The sequence below is a fragment of the Roseivivax sp. THAF197b genome (genome assembly GCF_009363255.1).
Taxonomy (GTDB): domain Bacteria; phylum Pseudomonadota; class Alphaproteobacteria; order Rhodobacterales; family Rhodobacteraceae; genus Roseivivax.
The window spans coordinates 2,857,633-2,871,637 of the sequence record NZ_CP045318.1 but is presented as its reverse complement, the minus strand read 5'-3'; the positions used below and the strand labels follow the sequence as shown (position 1 = coordinate 2,871,637).

The 14,005-nt window shown below is 63.0% G+C and carries 21 protein-coding genes; 20 read left to right on the top strand and 1 reads right to left on the bottom strand.

Annotated features, from left to right (window positions below; all coding sequences use genetic code 11):
- Nucleotides 1-4 precede the first annotated feature (4 nt).
- From rpsG to rplP, 13 genes are all read left to right on the top strand, one after another.
- Nucleotides 5-475 carry a 30S ribosomal protein S7 gene (gene rpsG, locus FIV09_RS13830; RefSeq protein ID WP_152450701.1) on the top strand — a complete coding sequence of 157 codons (471 nt, stop codon included), beginning with the start codon at nt 5-7 and terminating at the stop codon, nt 473-475.
- Nucleotides 476-503: 28 nt separating this feature from the next.
- Nucleotides 504-2,645, top strand: a complete 2,142-nt coding sequence (gene fusA, locus FIV09_RS13825) for an elongation factor G (RefSeq protein ID WP_152450700.1) — start codon at nt 504-506, stop codon at nt 2,643-2,645.
- An 86-nt stretch (nt 2,646-2,731) separates the two neighbouring features.
- A complete protein-coding gene (gene tuf / locus FIV09_RS13820) occupies nt 2,732-3,907 on the top strand; it encodes an elongation factor Tu (protein ID WP_152448454.1) in 1,176 nt (391 codons plus the stop codon).
- Nucleotides 3,908-4,100: 193 nt separating this feature from the next.
- Complete coding sequence (rpsJ, locus tag FIV09_RS13815; RefSeq protein ID WP_076450108.1) at nt 4,101-4,409, top strand: 30S ribosomal protein S10; 309 nt, start codon at nt 4,101-4,103, stop codon at nt 4,407-4,409.
- 12 nt (nt 4,410-4,421) lie between these two features.
- On the top strand, nt 4,422-5,279 hold the full coding sequence (gene rplC, locus FIV09_RS13810) for a 50S ribosomal protein L3 (protein ID WP_152450699.1): 858 nt from the start codon (nt 4,422-4,424) through the stop codon (nt 5,277-5,279).
- Nucleotides 5,276-5,893, top strand: coding sequence for a 50S ribosomal protein L4 (rplD, locus tag FIV09_RS13805; protein WP_152450697.1), 618 nt, complete (start codon nt 5,276-5,278; stop codon nt 5,891-5,893). The genes rplC and rplD overlap by 4 nt, the downstream gene beginning before the upstream one ends.
- Nucleotides 5,890-6,186, top strand: a complete 297-nt coding sequence (locus tag FIV09_RS13800; protein ID WP_152450695.1) for a 50S ribosomal protein L23 — start codon at nt 5,890-5,892, stop codon at nt 6,184-6,186. Before rplD ends, FIV09_RS13800 begins: the two co-directional genes overlap by 4 nt.
- 175 nt (nt 6,187-6,361) lie before the next feature.
- Nucleotides 6,362-6,871: a hypothetical protein gene (locus tag FIV09_RS13795; RefSeq protein ID WP_152450693.1), complete on the top strand. Its 510-nt coding sequence runs from the start codon at nt 6,362-6,364 to the stop codon at nt 6,869-6,871.
- A 382-nt stretch (nt 6,872-7,253) separates the two neighbouring features.
- On the top strand, nt 7,254-8,096 hold the full coding sequence (gene rplB, locus FIV09_RS13790) for a 50S ribosomal protein L2 (protein ID WP_152450691.1): 843 nt from the start codon (nt 7,254-7,256) through the stop codon (nt 8,094-8,096).
- Nucleotides 8,097-8,099: 3 nt separating this feature from the next.
- A complete protein-coding gene (gene rpsS / locus FIV09_RS13785; protein ID WP_152450689.1) occupies nt 8,100-8,378 on the top strand; it encodes a 30S ribosomal protein S19 in 279 nt (92 codons plus the stop codon).
- Between the two features lie 3 nt (nt 8,379-8,381).
- The gene (gene rplV / locus FIV09_RS13780) at nt 8,382-8,762 is read left to right on the top strand and encodes a 50S ribosomal protein L22 (protein ID WP_152450686.1); all 381 of its coding nucleotides are present in this window, start codon (nt 8,382-8,384) and stop codon (nt 8,760-8,762) included.
- A complete protein-coding gene (gene rpsC / locus FIV09_RS13775) occupies nt 8,762-9,463 on the top strand; it encodes a 30S ribosomal protein S3 (RefSeq protein ID WP_152450684.1) in 702 nt (233 codons plus the stop codon). The genes rplV and rpsC overlap by 1 nt, the downstream gene beginning before the upstream one ends.
- 13 nt (nt 9,464-9,476) lie before the next feature.
- On the top strand, nt 9,477-9,890 hold the full coding sequence (gene rplP, locus FIV09_RS13770; protein WP_152450682.1) for a 50S ribosomal protein L16: 414 nt from the start codon (nt 9,477-9,479) through the stop codon (nt 9,888-9,890).
- Nucleotides 9,891-10,000: 110 nt separating this feature from the next.
- Here rplP and FIV09_RS13765 read toward each other — a convergent pair whose 3' ends face one another.
- Nucleotides 10,001-10,720, bottom strand: coding sequence for a hypothetical protein (locus FIV09_RS13765; protein WP_254702232.1), 720 nt, complete (start codon nt 10,718-10,720; stop codon nt 10,001-10,003).
- 122 nt (nt 10,721-10,842) lie between these two features.
- Between FIV09_RS13765 and FIV09_RS13760 the strand changes: the two genes are divergently transcribed.
- The 7 genes from FIV09_RS13760 (at nt 10,843) to rpsN (ending at nt 14,003) form a co-directional block, all read left to right on the top strand.
- On the top strand, nt 10,843-11,463 hold the full coding sequence (locus FIV09_RS13760; RefSeq protein ID WP_152450680.1) for a 2OG-Fe(II) oxygenase family protein: 621 nt from the start codon (nt 10,843-10,845) through the stop codon (nt 11,461-11,463).
- 460 nt (nt 11,464-11,923) lie between these two features.
- A complete protein-coding gene (rpmC, locus tag FIV09_RS13755) occupies nt 11,924-12,130 on the top strand; it encodes a 50S ribosomal protein L29 (RefSeq protein ID WP_152450678.1) in 207 nt (68 codons plus the stop codon).
- Between the two features lie 13 nt (nt 12,131-12,143).
- Nucleotides 12,144-12,374 carry a 30S ribosomal protein S17 gene (rpsQ, locus tag FIV09_RS13750; RefSeq protein WP_152450676.1) on the top strand — a complete coding sequence of 77 codons (231 nt, stop codon included), beginning with the start codon at nt 12,144-12,146 and terminating at the stop codon, nt 12,372-12,374.
- A gap of 76 nt (nt 12,375-12,450) precedes the next feature.
- A complete protein-coding gene (rplN, locus tag FIV09_RS13745; protein ID WP_007427594.1) occupies nt 12,451-12,819 on the top strand; it encodes a 50S ribosomal protein L14 in 369 nt (122 codons plus the stop codon).
- Nucleotides 12,819-13,124: a 50S ribosomal protein L24 gene (gene rplX / locus FIV09_RS13740; protein WP_152450674.1), complete on the top strand. Its 306-nt coding sequence runs from the start codon at nt 12,819-12,821 to the stop codon at nt 13,122-13,124. The genes rplN and rplX overlap by 1 nt, the downstream gene beginning before the upstream one ends.
- Nucleotides 13,124-13,684 (top strand): 50S ribosomal protein L5, encoded by a 561-nt coding sequence (gene rplE / locus FIV09_RS13735; protein WP_152450672.1) that lies wholly within the window; start codon nt 13,124-13,126, stop codon nt 13,682-13,684. Before rplX ends, rplE begins: the two co-directional genes overlap by 1 nt.
- 13 nt (nt 13,685-13,697) lie before the next feature.
- Complete coding sequence (rpsN, locus tag FIV09_RS13730) at nt 13,698-14,003, top strand: 30S ribosomal protein S14 (protein WP_152450670.1); 306 nt, start codon at nt 13,698-13,700, stop codon at nt 14,001-14,003.
- Nucleotides 14,004-14,005 lie beyond the last annotated feature (2 nt).

Here is a 14,005-nt window from a genome sequence, read left to right as displayed (position 1 = left end):
CACCATGTCCCGTCGTCACTCTGCTGAAAAGCGCGAGATTCTGCCCGACGCCAAATTTGGCGATACGGTTCTGACCAAGTTCATGAACAACCTGATGGTGGACGGCAAGAAATCCGTCGCCGAGCGGATCGTCTACAACGCGCTCGATCGCGTCGAAGGCAAGATCAAGCGCGCGCCCATCGAGGTGTTCCACGAGGCGCTCGACAACATCAAGCCCGCCGTCGAGGTTCGCTCGCGCCGCGTCGGTGGTGCCACCTACCAGGTGCCCGTCGAAGTCCGCCCCGAGCGCCGCGAAGCGCTGGCGATCCGTTGGCTGATCACCGCATCGCGCGGCCGCAACGAGAACACCATGGAAGAGCGCCTTGCCGGTGAACTTCTGGACGCTGTTCAGTCCCGTGGCTCGGCCGTGAAGAAGCGCGAAGACACGCACAAGATGGCCGATGCCAACAAGGCATTCAGCCACTACCGCTGGTAATATCACTTTAGCCTGAGGACCATTCCCAATGGCACGCGAATATACTCTCGACCGCTACCGGAACTTCGGGATCATGGCGCATATCGATGCAGGCAAGACCACCTGCACCGAGCGCATCCTGTTCTACACCGGCAAGTCGCACAAGATCGGCGAAGTCCATGATGGCGCCGCCACCATGGACTGGATGGAGCAGGAGCAGGAGCGCGGGATCACCATCACCTCCGCTGCGACCACGACCTTCTGGTTCCGCACCGAGGATGGCGAGAACCCGACCGGCATTTACGGTGACACGCCGCAGGAAGCCAAGTTCCGCTTCAACATCATCGACACGCCCGGACACGTGGACTTCACCATCGAGGTCGAGCGTTCGCTCGCCGTGCTCGACGGTGCCGTTGCCGTTCTGGACGCGAACGCAGGCGTCGAGCCGCAGACCGAAACGGTGTGGCGTCAGGCCGACCGCTACAAGGTCCCGCGCATCGTCTTCGTCAACAAGATGGATAAGATCGGCGCGGACTTCTACAACTGCGTCCACATGATCAAGGACCGCACCGGTGCCATCCCCGCGCCGATCCAGCTGCCCATCGGGGCCGAGGATCAGCTCGAGGGCATCATCGACCTCGTGACCATGAAGGAATGGGTCTGGAAGGGCGAAGATCTCGGCGCATCCTGGGTCATCCAGGACATCCGCGACGACATGAAGGCGAAGGCCGAAGAGTATCGTGCCAACCTCGTCGAGCTTGCCGTCGAGATGGATGACGACGCGATGGAAGCGTACCTCGAAGGCGAAGAGCCCGATCTGCCGACCCTGCGGTCGCTGATCCGCAAGGGCACGCTGTCGATGTCCTTCGTTCCGGTGCTTGCAGGCTCCGCGTTCAAGAACAAGGGCGTGCAGCCCCTCCTGAACGCCGTGATCGACTACCTGCCGGGTCCGCTCGACGTGCCGCCCTACATGGGCTTCGCACCCGATGACGAGACCGAAACGCGCAACATCGAGCGTCGCCCCGGTGACGAGCAGCCCTTCGCGGGCCTCGCGTTCAAGATCATGAACGACCCGTTCGTCGGCTCGCTGACCTTCACCCGGATCTATTCGGGCTTGCTGGAGAAGGGCGGTTCCGTCTTCAACTCCACCAAGGGCAAGAAAGAGCGCATCGGCCGTATGATGATGATGCACTCGAACTCGCGCGAAGAGATCGATTGGGCCGGTTCCGGCGACATCATCGCCATCGCGGGCCTGAAGGACACGACCACGGGCGACACGCTCTGCGACAGCCAGAAGCAGGTTGTTCTGGAAACGATGACCTTCCCCGATCCGGTGATCGAGATCGCGGTCGAGCCCAAGACGAAGGCCGACCAGGAGAAGATGTCCGCCGGTCTGCAGCGCCTCGCCGCCGAAGATCCGTCCTTCAAGGTCGAAACCGATCTCGAATCGGGCCAGACCATCATGAAGGGCATGGGCGAACTTCACCTCGACATCCTCGTCGACCGCCTCAAGCGGGAGTTCAAGGTCGAGGCGAATATCGGTGCGCCGCAGGTGGCTTACCGCGAGACGATCTCGCAGCCGATCGAGCATACCTACACCCACAAGAAGCAGTCGGGTGGTTCGGGTCAGTTCGCGGAAGTGAAGCTCGAGATCTCCCCGACAGAGCCGGGCGAAGGTTACTCCTTCGAAAGCCGGATCGTCGGTGGCGCGGTGCCGAAGGAATACATCCCCGGTGTCGAAAAGGGCATCAAGTCGGTGATGGATTCCGGTCCGCTCGCAGGCTTCCCGGTGATCGACTTCAAGGTCGCTCTGGTCGACGGCAAGTTCCACGACGTGGACTCCTCGGTCCTCGCGTTCGAAATCGCGGCCCGCATGGGCATGCGTGAAGGTCTGCGCCGCGCCGGTGCAAAGCTTCTCGAGCCGATGATGAAGGTCGAGGTGGTGACGCCCGAGGATTACACCGGCAACGTGATCGGTGACCTCACGTCCCGTCGCGGTCAGGTGACCGGTCAGGAACCGCGCGGCAATGCCGTGGCGATCCACGCCATGGTGCCGCTGGCCAACATGTTCGGCTACATCAACAACCTGCGCTCGATGTCCTCGGGCCGCGCGCAGTTCACGATGCAGTTCGACCATTACGACCCGGTTCCGCAGAACATCTCTGACGAGATCCAGTCGAAATACGCATAAGCCGGGTGGCGGGGGAGACCCCGCCCTACCCATCACCGTAGGGTGGGCCATGGCCCACCATCCGCTAGAGAACAGGAGGCCATATCATGGCAAAGGAAAAGTTCGATCGCTCGAAGCCGCACTGCAACATCGGCACGATCGGTCACGTTGACCACGGCAAGACCACGCTGACGGCGGCGATCACCAAGTATTTCGGCGACTTCCAGGCGTATGACCAGATCGACGGCGCGCCCGAGGAGAAGGCCCGCGGCATCACGATCTCGACCGCACACGTGGAATACGAGACCGAGAACCGTCACTACGCACACGTCGACTGCCCCGGCCACGCCGACTACGTGAAGAACATGATCACGGGTGCGGCGCAGATGGACGGCGCGATCCTCGTTGTGAACGCGGCCGACGGCCCGATGCCCCAGACCCGCGAGCACATCCTGCTCGGCCGTCAGGTGGGCATCCCCGCCATGGTCGTCTTCCTCAACAAGGTCGACCAGGTCGATGACGAGGAGCTCCTCGAGCTCGTCGAGATGGAAGTTCGCGAGCTTCTGTCCGCCTACGATTTCCCGGGCGACGACATTCCGATCGTGGCAGGCTCGGCGCTCGCTGCGATGGAAGGCCGCGATCCCGAGATCGGCGAGAACAAGATCAAGGAACTGATGGCTGCCGTGGACGAGTACATCCCGCAGCCGCCGCGTGCGACCGACCAGCCGTTCCTGATGCCGATCGAGGACGTCTTCTCGATCTCCGGCCGCGGCACCGTCGTGACCGGCCGCGTCGAGCGTGGCGTGATCAACGTGGGCGACGAGATCGAGATCGTCGGCATCCGCGACACCAAGAAGACGACCTGCACGGGCGTCGAGATGTTCCGCAAGCTGCTCGACCGCGGTGAAGCGGGCGACAACATCGGCGCGCTGCTGCGCGGTGTCGACCGTGAGGGCGTCGAGCGTGGCCAGGTGCTCTGCAAGCCGGGCTCCGTGACCCCGCACACCGAGTTCGAAGCCGAGGTCTACATCCTGACCAAGGAAGAGGGCGGCCGCCACACGCCGTTCTTCGCGAACTACCGCCCGCAGTTCTACTTCCGCACGACGGACGTGACCGGCACCGTGACGCTGCCCGAGGGCACCGAGATGGTCATGCCCGGTGACAACCTGAAGTTCGGCGTCGAGCTGATCGCGCCGATCGCGATGGAAGACGGCCTCCGCTTCGCCATCCGCGAAGGCGGCCGGACCGTCGGCTCGGGCGTCGTCTCGAAGATCATCAAGTAATCGGCTCTTGGCGTCCCGTGCCTGCGCGCGGGACGTCGGATCACCGTTGAAAAAAATTGGATCAAAGTTCCTCTCGGACGCCGGATGATATCCGGACCGGGCCAGGGCGATGGTCCAGCTGGGGTTCGAAGAAGCGGCAGGGTGGTCCTGCCTCTTCCTCTCAACTCAAACGCGCCAAGATAAGGCCAGACTTATGCAAAGCCAGAACATTCGCATTCGGCTCAAGGCGTTCGATTACCGCGTGCTGGATGCCAGCACCCAGGAAATCGTCAACACCGCCAAGCGGACCGGCGCCGATGTGCGCGGTCCCATCCCGCTGCCGAACAAGATCGAGCGCTTCACCGTTCTGCGTGGTCCCCACGTGAACAAGAAGTCCCGTGACCAGTTCGAGATCCGCACCCACAAGCGGCTTCTCGACATCGTCGATCCCACCCCGCAGACCGTCGACGCGCTGATGAAGCTCGACCTCGCGGCCGGTGTGGACGTCGAGATCAAGGTTTAAGGAGGGCAGATCATGATGCGCTCTGGAGTGATCGCAAAGAAGGTCGGCATGACCCGGCTCTTCATGGAAGACGGCAAGCAGATTCCCGTCACCGTTCTGCAACTGGACAAGTTGCAGGTCGTGGCGCAGCGGACCGTCGAAAATCATGGCTATGCGGCTGTCCAACTCGGCAGCGGCACAGTCAAAGCCAAGAACGTCTCGAAGCCGATGCGCGGCCATTTCGCCGCCGCGAAGGTGGAGCCCAAGCGCAAGATCGCGGAATTCCGCGTGGCGCCCGAGAACCTCATCGAGGTCGGCGAAGAGATCACGGCGGACCATTACTTCGAAGGTCAGTTCGTGGACATCTCCGGCACCTCGATCGGTAAGGGTTTCGCCGGTGCGATGAAGCGTCACAACTTCGGTGGTCTGCGCGCTTCGCACGGTGTCTCGATTTCGCACCGTTCGCACGGCTCGACCGGCCAGTGTCAGGACCCCGGCAAGGTGTTCAAGGGCAAGAAGATGGCGGGCCACATGGGCGCCGTGCGCGTGACCACGCAGAACCTGCAGGTCGTCAAGACCGACGCCGACCGTGGCCTGATCATGGTCAAGGGCGCGGTTCCGGGCGCCAAGGGTGGCTGGGTCACCGTCAAGGACGCCGTCAAGAAGCCCACGCCGGAGAACATCATTCTCCCCGCGGCGCTGAAGTCGGCTGCCGACGAAGCCAAGCGTCTTGCCGAGGAAGCCGCCAAGGCCGCTGAAGAGGAGGCGAAAGCCGCCGAAGAAGCGCGTCTGGCAGAGGAAGCCGCTCAGCAGGAAGAGGCCCTGAAAGAGGCGGAAGCCGACATCGCGGCCGATGCCGAGGGCACCGAGAAGAAGGACGGTGAGGAATGAAACTCGACGTGATCAAACTCGACGGCGGCGCAGCCGGGTCGGTCGAGCTCGGTGACGAGGTCTTCGGCCTCGAACCCCGCGCCGACATCCTGCACCGCGTCGTCCGCTGGCAGCGCAACAAGGCGCAGCAGGGCACCCACTCCACGCTGGGTCGCTCGGAGGTCAGCTACTCGACCAAGAAGATCTATCGCCAGAAGGGCACCGGCGGCGCACGCCACGGCTCCCGCAAGGCGCCGATCTTCCGCTCGGGTGGCATCTACAAGGGCCCGACGCCCCGCAGCCACGCCCATGAGCTGCCCAAGAAGGTGCGCGCGCTTGGTCTGAAAATGGCCCTGTCGTCGAAGCTGAAGGACGGCTCGCTGGTCGTGATCGACACCGCGGATGCCGATGGCAAGACCAAGACGCTCGCCAAGATGGTCGCGGATCGCGGCTGGAAACGCGCGCTCGTCATCGACGGCGCCGAGGTGAACGAGAACTTCGCTCGTGCCGCGGCCAACATCGATGGCCTCGACGTGCTGCCGTCCATGGGCGCAAACGTCTATGACATCCTCAAGCGTGACACGCTGGTGCTCACCAAGGCGGGTGTCGAAGCACTGGAGGCTCGTCTGAAATGAGCGCGAATGCTGAACATTACGATGTGATCCGCAAGCCGATCATCACCGAGAAGTCCACGATGGCGTCTGAAAACAACGCCGTGGTCTTCGAAGTGGCCATCGACAGCTCCAAGCCGCAGATCAAGGATGCGGTCGAGGCGCTGTTCGGTGTGAAGGTCAAGGCCGTAAACACCTCGATCACCAAGGGCAAGACCAAGCGGTTCCGCGGTCGCCCCGGTCGTCGGTCGGACGTGAAGAAGGCCTACGTGACGCTCGAAGAGGGCAACACGATCGACGTGACCACCGGTCTCTGATCGGATCACGGGGCCGGACTTCGGCCTCGCAGAAAAATGGCGAAACCCCGGCTGCAGACGCGGTCGGGGTTTTTGCTTTTCACGCGAAGGTTCGCGCATGTGGGACGTTCGCCCATGGCAGTTCCCGTGCGACCTGCATAGGGTCCGGCTTGGCAGCCATCGAGAGTGAACCCGTATGAGACAACTGGCCCGATTCCTGGTGGCGCTTTTGTTCCTGGCGCTGGCCGCCTGTTCTGCGCCGCCGCCGGACGGGCAGGGCGGTCCGGAGGCGCTGGCGCGGGCGCTCGTGGCCCTTGGTCCGGAGGTCGATCCGGAGGAGGCCCGGCGCGCGGCAGAGATCGCCTATGCCTATCCTTTGCAGTTGAAGGAGGAGTGGCAGGTCACGGATCCGCCGCTCGTCCATAACTTCAAGGTGCTGGAGGGCATCCGTGAAAAGGGCCTCTGCAACGACTGGGCGCGCGCGATGCTGGAGCGCCTGCGGGAGGAGCAGTTCGAGACGCTGTCGCTGCATTGGTCGACATCGCCGCCCGAGGGCTTCCGGGTGATCCATCATTCCGCGGTGATCTCAGCGCGCGGCGGAACGCTCTATGACGGGATCGTGCTCGATCCCTGGCGGTGGGGCGGGGTGCTCTACTGGTCGGCGGATGAGGACGACCCGCGCTATGAATGGGGACCGCCGATCTGAAGGTCTGGGCATGGATTGGGCATTGGACGTTGTGGTGTGCGGCAGGGGCTTTCGGGCGCGCTGGAGGCCTTTGGATCGGGAATGGTGGGTTTTCACCTACCCCACGTGTCAGCCCGAGATACACCGCCCCGTAGGGTGGGTGAAAACCCACCATTCCCTACACCCTGCATCACCGCTTGACCCTCGGGACATCCTTCCTTAAACGCCACCCAACCGCACCGCCCCGGATTCGTCCGGGGCTTTGCGTTTGCTCGCAAGAGCCATACCACCGGGCACCTAAGGGGGCCTATATCCGAAGGAGGGCACCACGCCTTCCCTCATCACATAAGCGCGGTGCTCCCGATCGGGGAGAGCCGGGCTGCATATACGGAAGACAGAAAGCATGGCACTCAAGTCGTACAAGCCGACGACGCCGGGCCAGCGCGGGCTGGTGCTGATCGACCGTTCGGAGCTGTGGAAAGGACGTCCCGTCAAAGCCCTCACCGAGGGTCTGACGAAATCGGGCGGCCGTAACAACACCGGACGTATCACGGCACGACGCCGCGGTGGCGGGGCGAAACGCCTCTACCGGATCGTCGATTTCAAGCGGAACAAGTTCGACGTCGGCGCAACCGTCGCGCGCATCGAATACGATCCCAACCGGACCGCCTTCATCGCCCTCATCCAGTATGACGATGGCGAGCAGGCCTACATCCTGGCACCCCAGCGCCTCGCCATCGGCGACCGCGTGATCGCCAGCGCGAAGGCCGACATCAAGCCCGGTAACGCGATGCCCTTCTCGGGCATGCCGATCGGTACGATCGTCCACAACATCGAGCTGAAGCCCGGCAAAGGTGGTCAGATCGCACGCGCCGCAGGCACCTACGCCCAGTTCGTCGGCCGTGACGGTGGCTACGCGCAGATCCGCCTCTCCTCGGGTGAACTTCGCCTCGTGCGTCAGGAATGCCTGGCCACGGTCGGTGCGGTGTCGAACCCCGACAACTCGAACCAGAACCTCGGCAAGGCCGGCCGCGTGCGCCACATGGGCAAGCGTCCCTCGGTCCGCGGTGTGGTCATGAACCCGATCGACCACCCGCACGGTGGTGGTGAAGGCCGGACCTCGGGTGGTCGTCACCCCGTGACCCCGTGGGGCAAGCCCACCAAGGGCGCGCGCACCCGCAACACCAACAAGGCGTCGCAGAAGCTCATCCTGCGTTCGCGCCACGCTCGCAAGAAGAGGCGCTAAGTCATGACACGTTCCGTATGGAAAGGCCCCTTCGTGGATGCCTACGTCCTCAAGAAGGCCGAGGCGTCGCGCGAATCCGGGCGCAATGAAGTCATCAAGATCTGGTCGCGCCGCTCGACGATCCTGCCCCAGTTCGTGGGCCTGACGTTCGGCGTCTACAACGGTCGCAAGCACGTTCCCGTCAACGTGACCGAGGACATGATCGGCCAGAAGTTCGGGGAATACTCCCCCACCCGCACCTATTACGGGCATGCGGCGGACAAGAAAGCCAAGAGGAAGTAAGCCATGGGCAAGGATAAGAATCCCCGCCGCGTGGCGGACAATGAGGCGATGGCCAAGCTGCGCATGCTGCGCACCAGCCCGCAGAAGCTGAACCTCGTCGCTGCCATGATCCGCGGCAAGAAGGTCGAGAAGGCGCTGACCGATCTGACCTTCTCGAACAAGCGCGTCGCCATTGACGTGCGCAAATGCCTGCAATCGGCGATCGCCAATGCCGAGAACAACCACGGTCTCGATGTCGACGAACTCGTCGTCGCAGAAGCCTGGGTCGGCAAGAACCTCGTGATGAAGCGCGGGCGTCCCCGTGCCCGTGGTCGCTTCGGCCGCATCATGAAGCCGTTCTCGGAAATCACCATCAAGGTGCGTCAGATCGAGGAGCAAGTCTAATGGGTAACAAGACCAATCCGATCGGCATGCGCCTCCAGGTCAACCGCACCTGGGATAGCCGCTGGTACGCCGATACCAAGGACTATGGTGATCTCCTCCTGGAAGACATCGCAATGCGCGAGTTCATCCACGAAGAGTGCAAGCAGGCCGGCGTCGCCCGCATCATCATCGAGCGTCCGCACAAGAAGTGCCGTGTCACGATCCATGCCGCCCGTCCGGGTGTCATCATCGGCAAGAAGGGCGCGGATATCGAGGTGCTGCGCAAGAAGCTCGCGGGCATGACCGACAGCGAGTTGCACCTCAACATCGTGGAAGTGCGCAAGCCCGAGCTTGATGCGCGTCTCGTGGGCGAGAACATCGCTCAGCAGCTCGAGCGTCGTGTCTCGTTCCGTCGTGCCATGAAGCGCGCGGTGCAGAACGCGATGCGCATGGGCGCACTCGGCATCAAGGTGAACGTCGCGGGCCGCCTCGGCGGCGCCGAGATCGCCCGGACCGAGCATTACCACGAGGGCTCCGTTCCGCTGCACACCCTGCGCGCGGATATCGACCACGCCATCGTCGAGGCGCAAACGCCTTACGGCATCATCGGGATCAAGGTCTGGATCTTCAAAGGCGAGATCATGGAGCACGATCCCCAGGCACGTGACCGCAAGGCGCAGGAGCTGCAAGACGGCCCCGCACCCCGCGGCCCGCGTCGCTGAGGAGGTTTGACAGATGCTTCAACCGAAGAGAACGAAGTACCGCAAGCAGCAGAAGGGCCGGATCAAGGGCGTCGCCAAGGGCGGCTCTGATCTCAACTTCGGCACCTACGGTCTGAAATCGATCGAGCCTGAGCGCGTCACCGCGCGCCAGATCGAGGCTGCCCGCCGGGCCATGACGCGTCACATGAAGCGTCAGGGCCGGGTCTGGATCCGGATCTTCCCGGATACCCCGGTGACCTCGAAGCCCACCGAAGTGCGGATGGGTAAAGGTAAGGGCTCCGTCGATTTCTGGGCCTGCAAGGTCAAGCCGGGCCGCGTCATGTTCGAGATCGACGGCGTCGCCGAAGATATCGCGCGCGAAGCGCTGCGCCTTGCGTCGATGAAGCTGCCGGTCAAGACCCGCGTCGTGGTGCGCGAGGACTGGTAAGCGCCGGTCCTGCCGAGATGCTTTGAAAATCGAAGCGCCCCTGCCGATATGTCGGTGGGGGCGTTTTCCGTTCCGGGAGGCTTGCCGCGTGGGTGTTGCGGAGGCGTCGTCTAGCCGGGAAAGATCTGATCCATCCTCGTGCGGAACACATCCCAGGTCATCGTGGCGCTGTTGCCCGCATAGCCGTCATAATAGCTGCGTCCATTCGCGGTGGGCAGGCCCGCCCATATCTTCGCGAGATTGTGCATGAAGGCTTCGGTACTTGTCGCGCCGCGTCGCATGTCGGAAAACCCCGCCTCTTCCAGAAGTTGATCCGCCAGTCGGTCCTGCACAGACGCGGAAAATCGCGTCGCGGGGTCAATCCCGAGCTTGCGTACCAATCGGCGCAGGGTGGCGGGAATGAACTGATACCGACCGATTGCGTGCGGCTGCCCGGGCGTCCGGTCGATCCAGGCATATATCTCCGCGATGGTCATCTGTGTGGGTGGGTGTTTGGGCCGGATCCGGGCGCCGTGCTGCACGGCGTCGTAGCCCATCGGCCCGGCCTCCGCATCGGCGATCAGGTGGCGCAGATGCGTGGCGGCCGTGTCGCCAAAAGCGGCAAGCGGGGCCGCATGGATCACCTGCCGAAAGAGCGTCGTACCTTCGCGCCCCGCAAAGAGCGAGCTGGGATTGCGCGTGTCCGGCGCGGCGGCCCTGTCCACACCCTCGAAAAGTGGGGCCCGCGCGGCGAACAATCCGCCCGACAGGGCCAGGCTGCCGGCCGAGGCCACAGCGCCGATCAGCAGGAATACCATGGTCAGGAAAACGCGGAGATAAGCGGTGATCATGCGGTCCTTCCCGGAAGCGGCGACGCGGGAGAGCTACCAGCACGGAGTTGAGATTTCCTTTATTCCGGATCGCTCGGCGCAGGGGGACTCGCCTCGGCCGCGCGGCTGATCTAGAAGGCGCCATGGCCCAGATCAGATCGCTCTTCCCAACCCGTCTCTATCAAGCGCCCCTGTCCGCGCACGGCCCCGCCGTCGATGCCGCGGAAATGGAGGCGTCGTGCTATTCCATCGCCGAGGATGACGAGGCGGGGCAGGACTGGTGCGAGGCCAATGATTACCCGGGCTACACCTCCTATGCTTCGCTGACCGACCTGCCGTGGCGGTTTCCGATCTTTGCGGATGTGGTGAAGGCGCTCGACGCCCATGTCGCGGCCTTTGCGGAGGATCTGGGCTTTGATCTGGGCGACAAGGCCCTCGTGCTGGAGGATCTGTGGATCAACATCCTGCCCGAGGGCGGTTTTCATTCCAGCCATATCCACCCGCATTCGGTGATTTCCGGCACGACCTACGTGGCGATGCCCGAGGGGACCTCTGCGCTGAAGCTCGAGGATCCGCGCCTGCCGATGATGATGGCCGCACCGGTTCGGAAAAAAGACGTGCGCGAGGAGCTGAAGAGCTTCGTCTATGTCGCCCCCGCGGTGGGCGATGTGCTGCTTTGGGAAAGCTGGCTCAGGCACGAGGTGCCGATGAATGCCAGCGAGGACGAGCGGATTTCGGTGAGCTTCAATTACAAGTGGGAGTGAGCGCGGCGCGCGGTGGGTTTTCACCCACCCTACGGCTCCTCAGTCCTCCGCGCGCTTTGACGCGGTTTGTAAACGCGTCGAGAGGGTCTTCGATTGAGCAGTGCATCCCGAGCGCGGAGTCGAGGCTCCTTTGGCAACCGCCGCGCTCCAGCGCCTGCCTAGCCCCGGGTGCTGCCGATTTGGTAAAGCCTGGACTTGCGTTCGACAGGCGTGCGAATTTGGCAGGGGTAAGGTGCCTGCGTTCGGCGGGCGGGGCGCCATCCCACTGGGCAGGCGCTCAATCGTTTCGCGATGTGGCCCAACGAACGGTTTCCAATCGAAACAGCCTTGCCCAAATCAACCCTTGCGCCAAAGCCGCTTCCCTTGTATGCGGCGCACTCATCCACGGACTCCACCGGAATCAGGGTGACCCTGTACGCACAGGCAGGGGCTCTCCGGTGATGTTGAAGAAAGGGGCGACATGAACGCCAGCGACCTCCGTGACAAGACCCCGGACGAACTCCGGGACCAGCTTGTCCAGCTCAAGAAAGAGGCTTTCAACCTGCGCTTCCAGCAGGCGACCGGCCAGATGGAAAACACCGCGCGCATGAAGATCGTGCGTCGCGATGCCGCACGGGTCAAGACCGTGCTCAACGAGAAGGCCGCCGCTGCGGCCTCCGCAGAATAAGAGGGACGGACACATGCCCAAGCGTATCCTTACTGGCACCGTGACCTCGACGGCGAATGCCCAGACCGTGACGGTCTCGGTCGAGCGTCGCTTCAAGCACCCCGTGCTGCAGAAGACGATCCGGAAGTCGAAGAAGTACCGTGCTCACGACGAGGCGGAAAAATTCACGGTCGGCGACAGCGTGCGCATCATCGAATGCGCGCCCAAGTCGAAATCCAAACGCTGGGAAGTGATTGCCGAATAAGGCGGTCACAGACCCGGTTTTAGCGAAACCCTGGGGGAGCTAACGAGAACAGCCCCCAAAGGTCGGGAGAAACCACATGATCCAGATGCAGACCAATCTGGATGTCGCTGACAACTCCGGCGCACGCCGAGTTCAGTGCATCAAGGTCCTGGGTGGTTCCAAGCGTAAATACGCCTCCGTCGGCGACATCATTGTCGTCTCGGTGAAGGAAGCCATCCCGCGCGGCCGCGTGAAGAAAGGGGACGTCCGCAAGGCCGTCGTCGTGCGCACCGCCAAGGAAGTTCGTCGCGAAGATGGCACCGCCATCCGCTTCGACCGCAACGCCGCCGTCATCCTGAACAACGCGGGCGAGCCTGTCGGCACCCGTATCTTCGGGCCCGTCGTGCGCGAGCTGCGGGCGAAGAACTTCATGAAGATCATCTCGCTTGCTCCGGAGGTGCTGTAATGGCTGCGAAACTCCGCAAAGGTGACAAGGTCGTCGTGCTTGCCGGCAAGGACAAGGGCAAGGAAGGTGAAATCACCTCCGTCGACCCGAAATCCGGCAAGGCCGTTGTCGATGGCGTGAACATGGCCATCCGCCACGTGCGCCAGAGCCAGATGAACCAGGGCGGCCGCCAGCCCAAGGCGATGCCCGTCGATTTGTCGAACCTCGCCATCGTCGACAAGAACGGCAAGGCAACCCGCGTCGGCTTCCGTGAGGAAGACGGCAAGAAGGTCCGCTTCGCCAAGACCACGGGGGACGTGATCTGATGCTCGATACCGCGAATTACACCCCGCGCCTCCGCGCGCTCTTCGATGCCGAGATCAAGGCGAAGATGAAGGAAGAGTTCGGTTACACGAACGACCTCATGATCCCGCGTCTCGACAAGATCGTCCTGAACATAGGCTGTGGTGCCGAGGCTGTTCGTGACAGCAAGAAGGCGAAATCGGCTCAGGAAGACCTGACCAAGATCGCCGGTCAGCTGGCCGTCGTCACCAAGGCGAAGAAGTCCATCGCGGGCTTTCGCGTCCGTGAGGACATGCCGCTCGGTGCCAAGGTCACGCTGCGTCAGGCCAAGATGTACGAATTCCTGGATCGTCTCGTGACGATCGCAATGCCCCGCATCCGCGACTTCCGCGGCCTGAAGCCCAGCTTCGACGGTCGTGGCAACTTCGCCATGGGCATCAAGGAACACATCGTCTTCCCCGAAATCGATTTCGACAAGGTCGACGAGGTCTGGGGCATGGACATCAACATCACCACGACCGCGAAGACCGACGCGGAAGCCAAGGCGCTGTTGAAGCATTTCAACATGCCGTTCAACGCGTAAGGAGATTTGACCAATGGCTAAGAAATCCATGGTTGAACGCGAAAAGAAGCGCCAGCGCCTCGTGGCCAAGTATGCCGAGAAGCGCGCCGCGCTGAAAGAAATCGCGAACGACGAATCGAAGCCCATGGAAGAGCGTTTCAAGGCGCGGCTGAAGCTTGCTGAGCTTCCCCGCAACAGCTCGCCCACCCGGCTTCACAACCGCTGCCAGCTGACGGGGCGTCCGCACGCCTATTACCGCAAGCTGAAGATCAGCCGGATCATGCTCCGCGAGCTCGGCTCGCAGGGCCTGCTTCCCGGCATGGTCAAGTCGAGCTGGTAAGG

Coding starts and splice junctions, on each gene's coding strand:
- FIV09_RS13795 (WP_152450693.1), top strand. CDS start 6,362: ATGAGACAACTGGCCCGATTCCTGGTGGCGCTTTTGTTCCTGGCGCTG.
- FIV09_RS13765 (WP_254702232.1), bottom strand. CDS start 10,720: ATGATCACCGCTTATCTCCGCGTTTTCCTGACCATGGTATTCCTGCTG.
- rplE (WP_152450672.1), top strand. CDS start 13,124: ATGCTCGATACCGCGAATTACACCCCGCGCCTCCGCGCGCTCTTCGAT.
- rplV (WP_152450686.1), top strand. CDS start 8,382: ATGGGCAAGGATAAGAATCCCCGCCGCGTGGCGGACAATGAGGCGATG.
- rpsJ (WP_076450108.1), top strand. CDS start 4,101: ATGCAAAGCCAGAACATTCGCATTCGGCTCAAGGCGTTCGATTACCGC.
- rplN (WP_007427594.1), top strand. CDS start 12,451: ATGATCCAGATGCAGACCAATCTGGATGTCGCTGACAACTCCGGCGCA.
- rplP (WP_152450682.1), top strand. CDS start 9,477: ATGCTTCAACCGAAGAGAACGAAGTACCGCAAGCAGCAGAAGGGCCGG.
- rpsN (WP_152450670.1), top strand. CDS start 13,698: ATGGCTAAGAAATCCATGGTTGAACGCGAAAAGAAGCGCCAGCGCCTC.
- rpsQ (WP_152450676.1), top strand. CDS start 12,144: ATGCCCAAGCGTATCCTTACTGGCACCGTGACCTCGACGGCGAATGCC.
- rplC (WP_152450699.1), top strand. CDS start 4,422: ATGATGCGCTCTGGAGTGATCGCAAAGAAGGTCGGCATGACCCGGCTC.
- fusA (WP_152450700.1), top strand. CDS start 504: ATGGCACGCGAATATACTCTCGACCGCTACCGGAACTTCGGGATCATG.
- FIV09_RS13760 (WP_152450680.1), top strand. CDS start 10,843: ATGGCCCAGATCAGATCGCTCTTCCCAACCCGTCTCTATCAAGCGCCC.
- rplD (WP_152450697.1), top strand. CDS start 5,276: ATGAAACTCGACGTGATCAAACTCGACGGCGGCGCAGCCGGGTCGGTC.
- rpsC (WP_152450684.1), top strand. CDS start 8,762: ATGGGTAACAAGACCAATCCGATCGGCATGCGCCTCCAGGTCAACCGC.
- tuf (WP_152448454.1), top strand. CDS start 2,732: ATGGCAAAGGAAAAGTTCGATCGCTCGAAGCCGCACTGCAACATCGGC.
- rplB (WP_152450691.1), top strand. CDS start 7,254: ATGGCACTCAAGTCGTACAAGCCGACGACGCCGGGCCAGCGCGGGCTG.
- rpsS (WP_152450689.1), top strand. CDS start 8,100: ATGACACGTTCCGTATGGAAAGGCCCCTTCGTGGATGCCTACGTCCTC.
- rpsG (WP_152450701.1), top strand. CDS start 5: ATGTCCCGTCGTCACTCTGCTGAAAAGCGCGAGATTCTGCCCGACGCC.
- rpmC (WP_152450678.1), top strand. CDS start 11,924: ATGAACGCCAGCGACCTCCGTGACAAGACCCCGGACGAACTCCGGGAC.
- FIV09_RS13800 (WP_152450695.1), top strand. CDS start 5,890: ATGAGCGCGAATGCTGAACATTACGATGTGATCCGCAAGCCGATCATC.
- rplX (WP_152450674.1), top strand. CDS start 12,819: ATGGCTGCGAAACTCCGCAAAGGTGACAAGGTCGTCGTGCTTGCCGGC.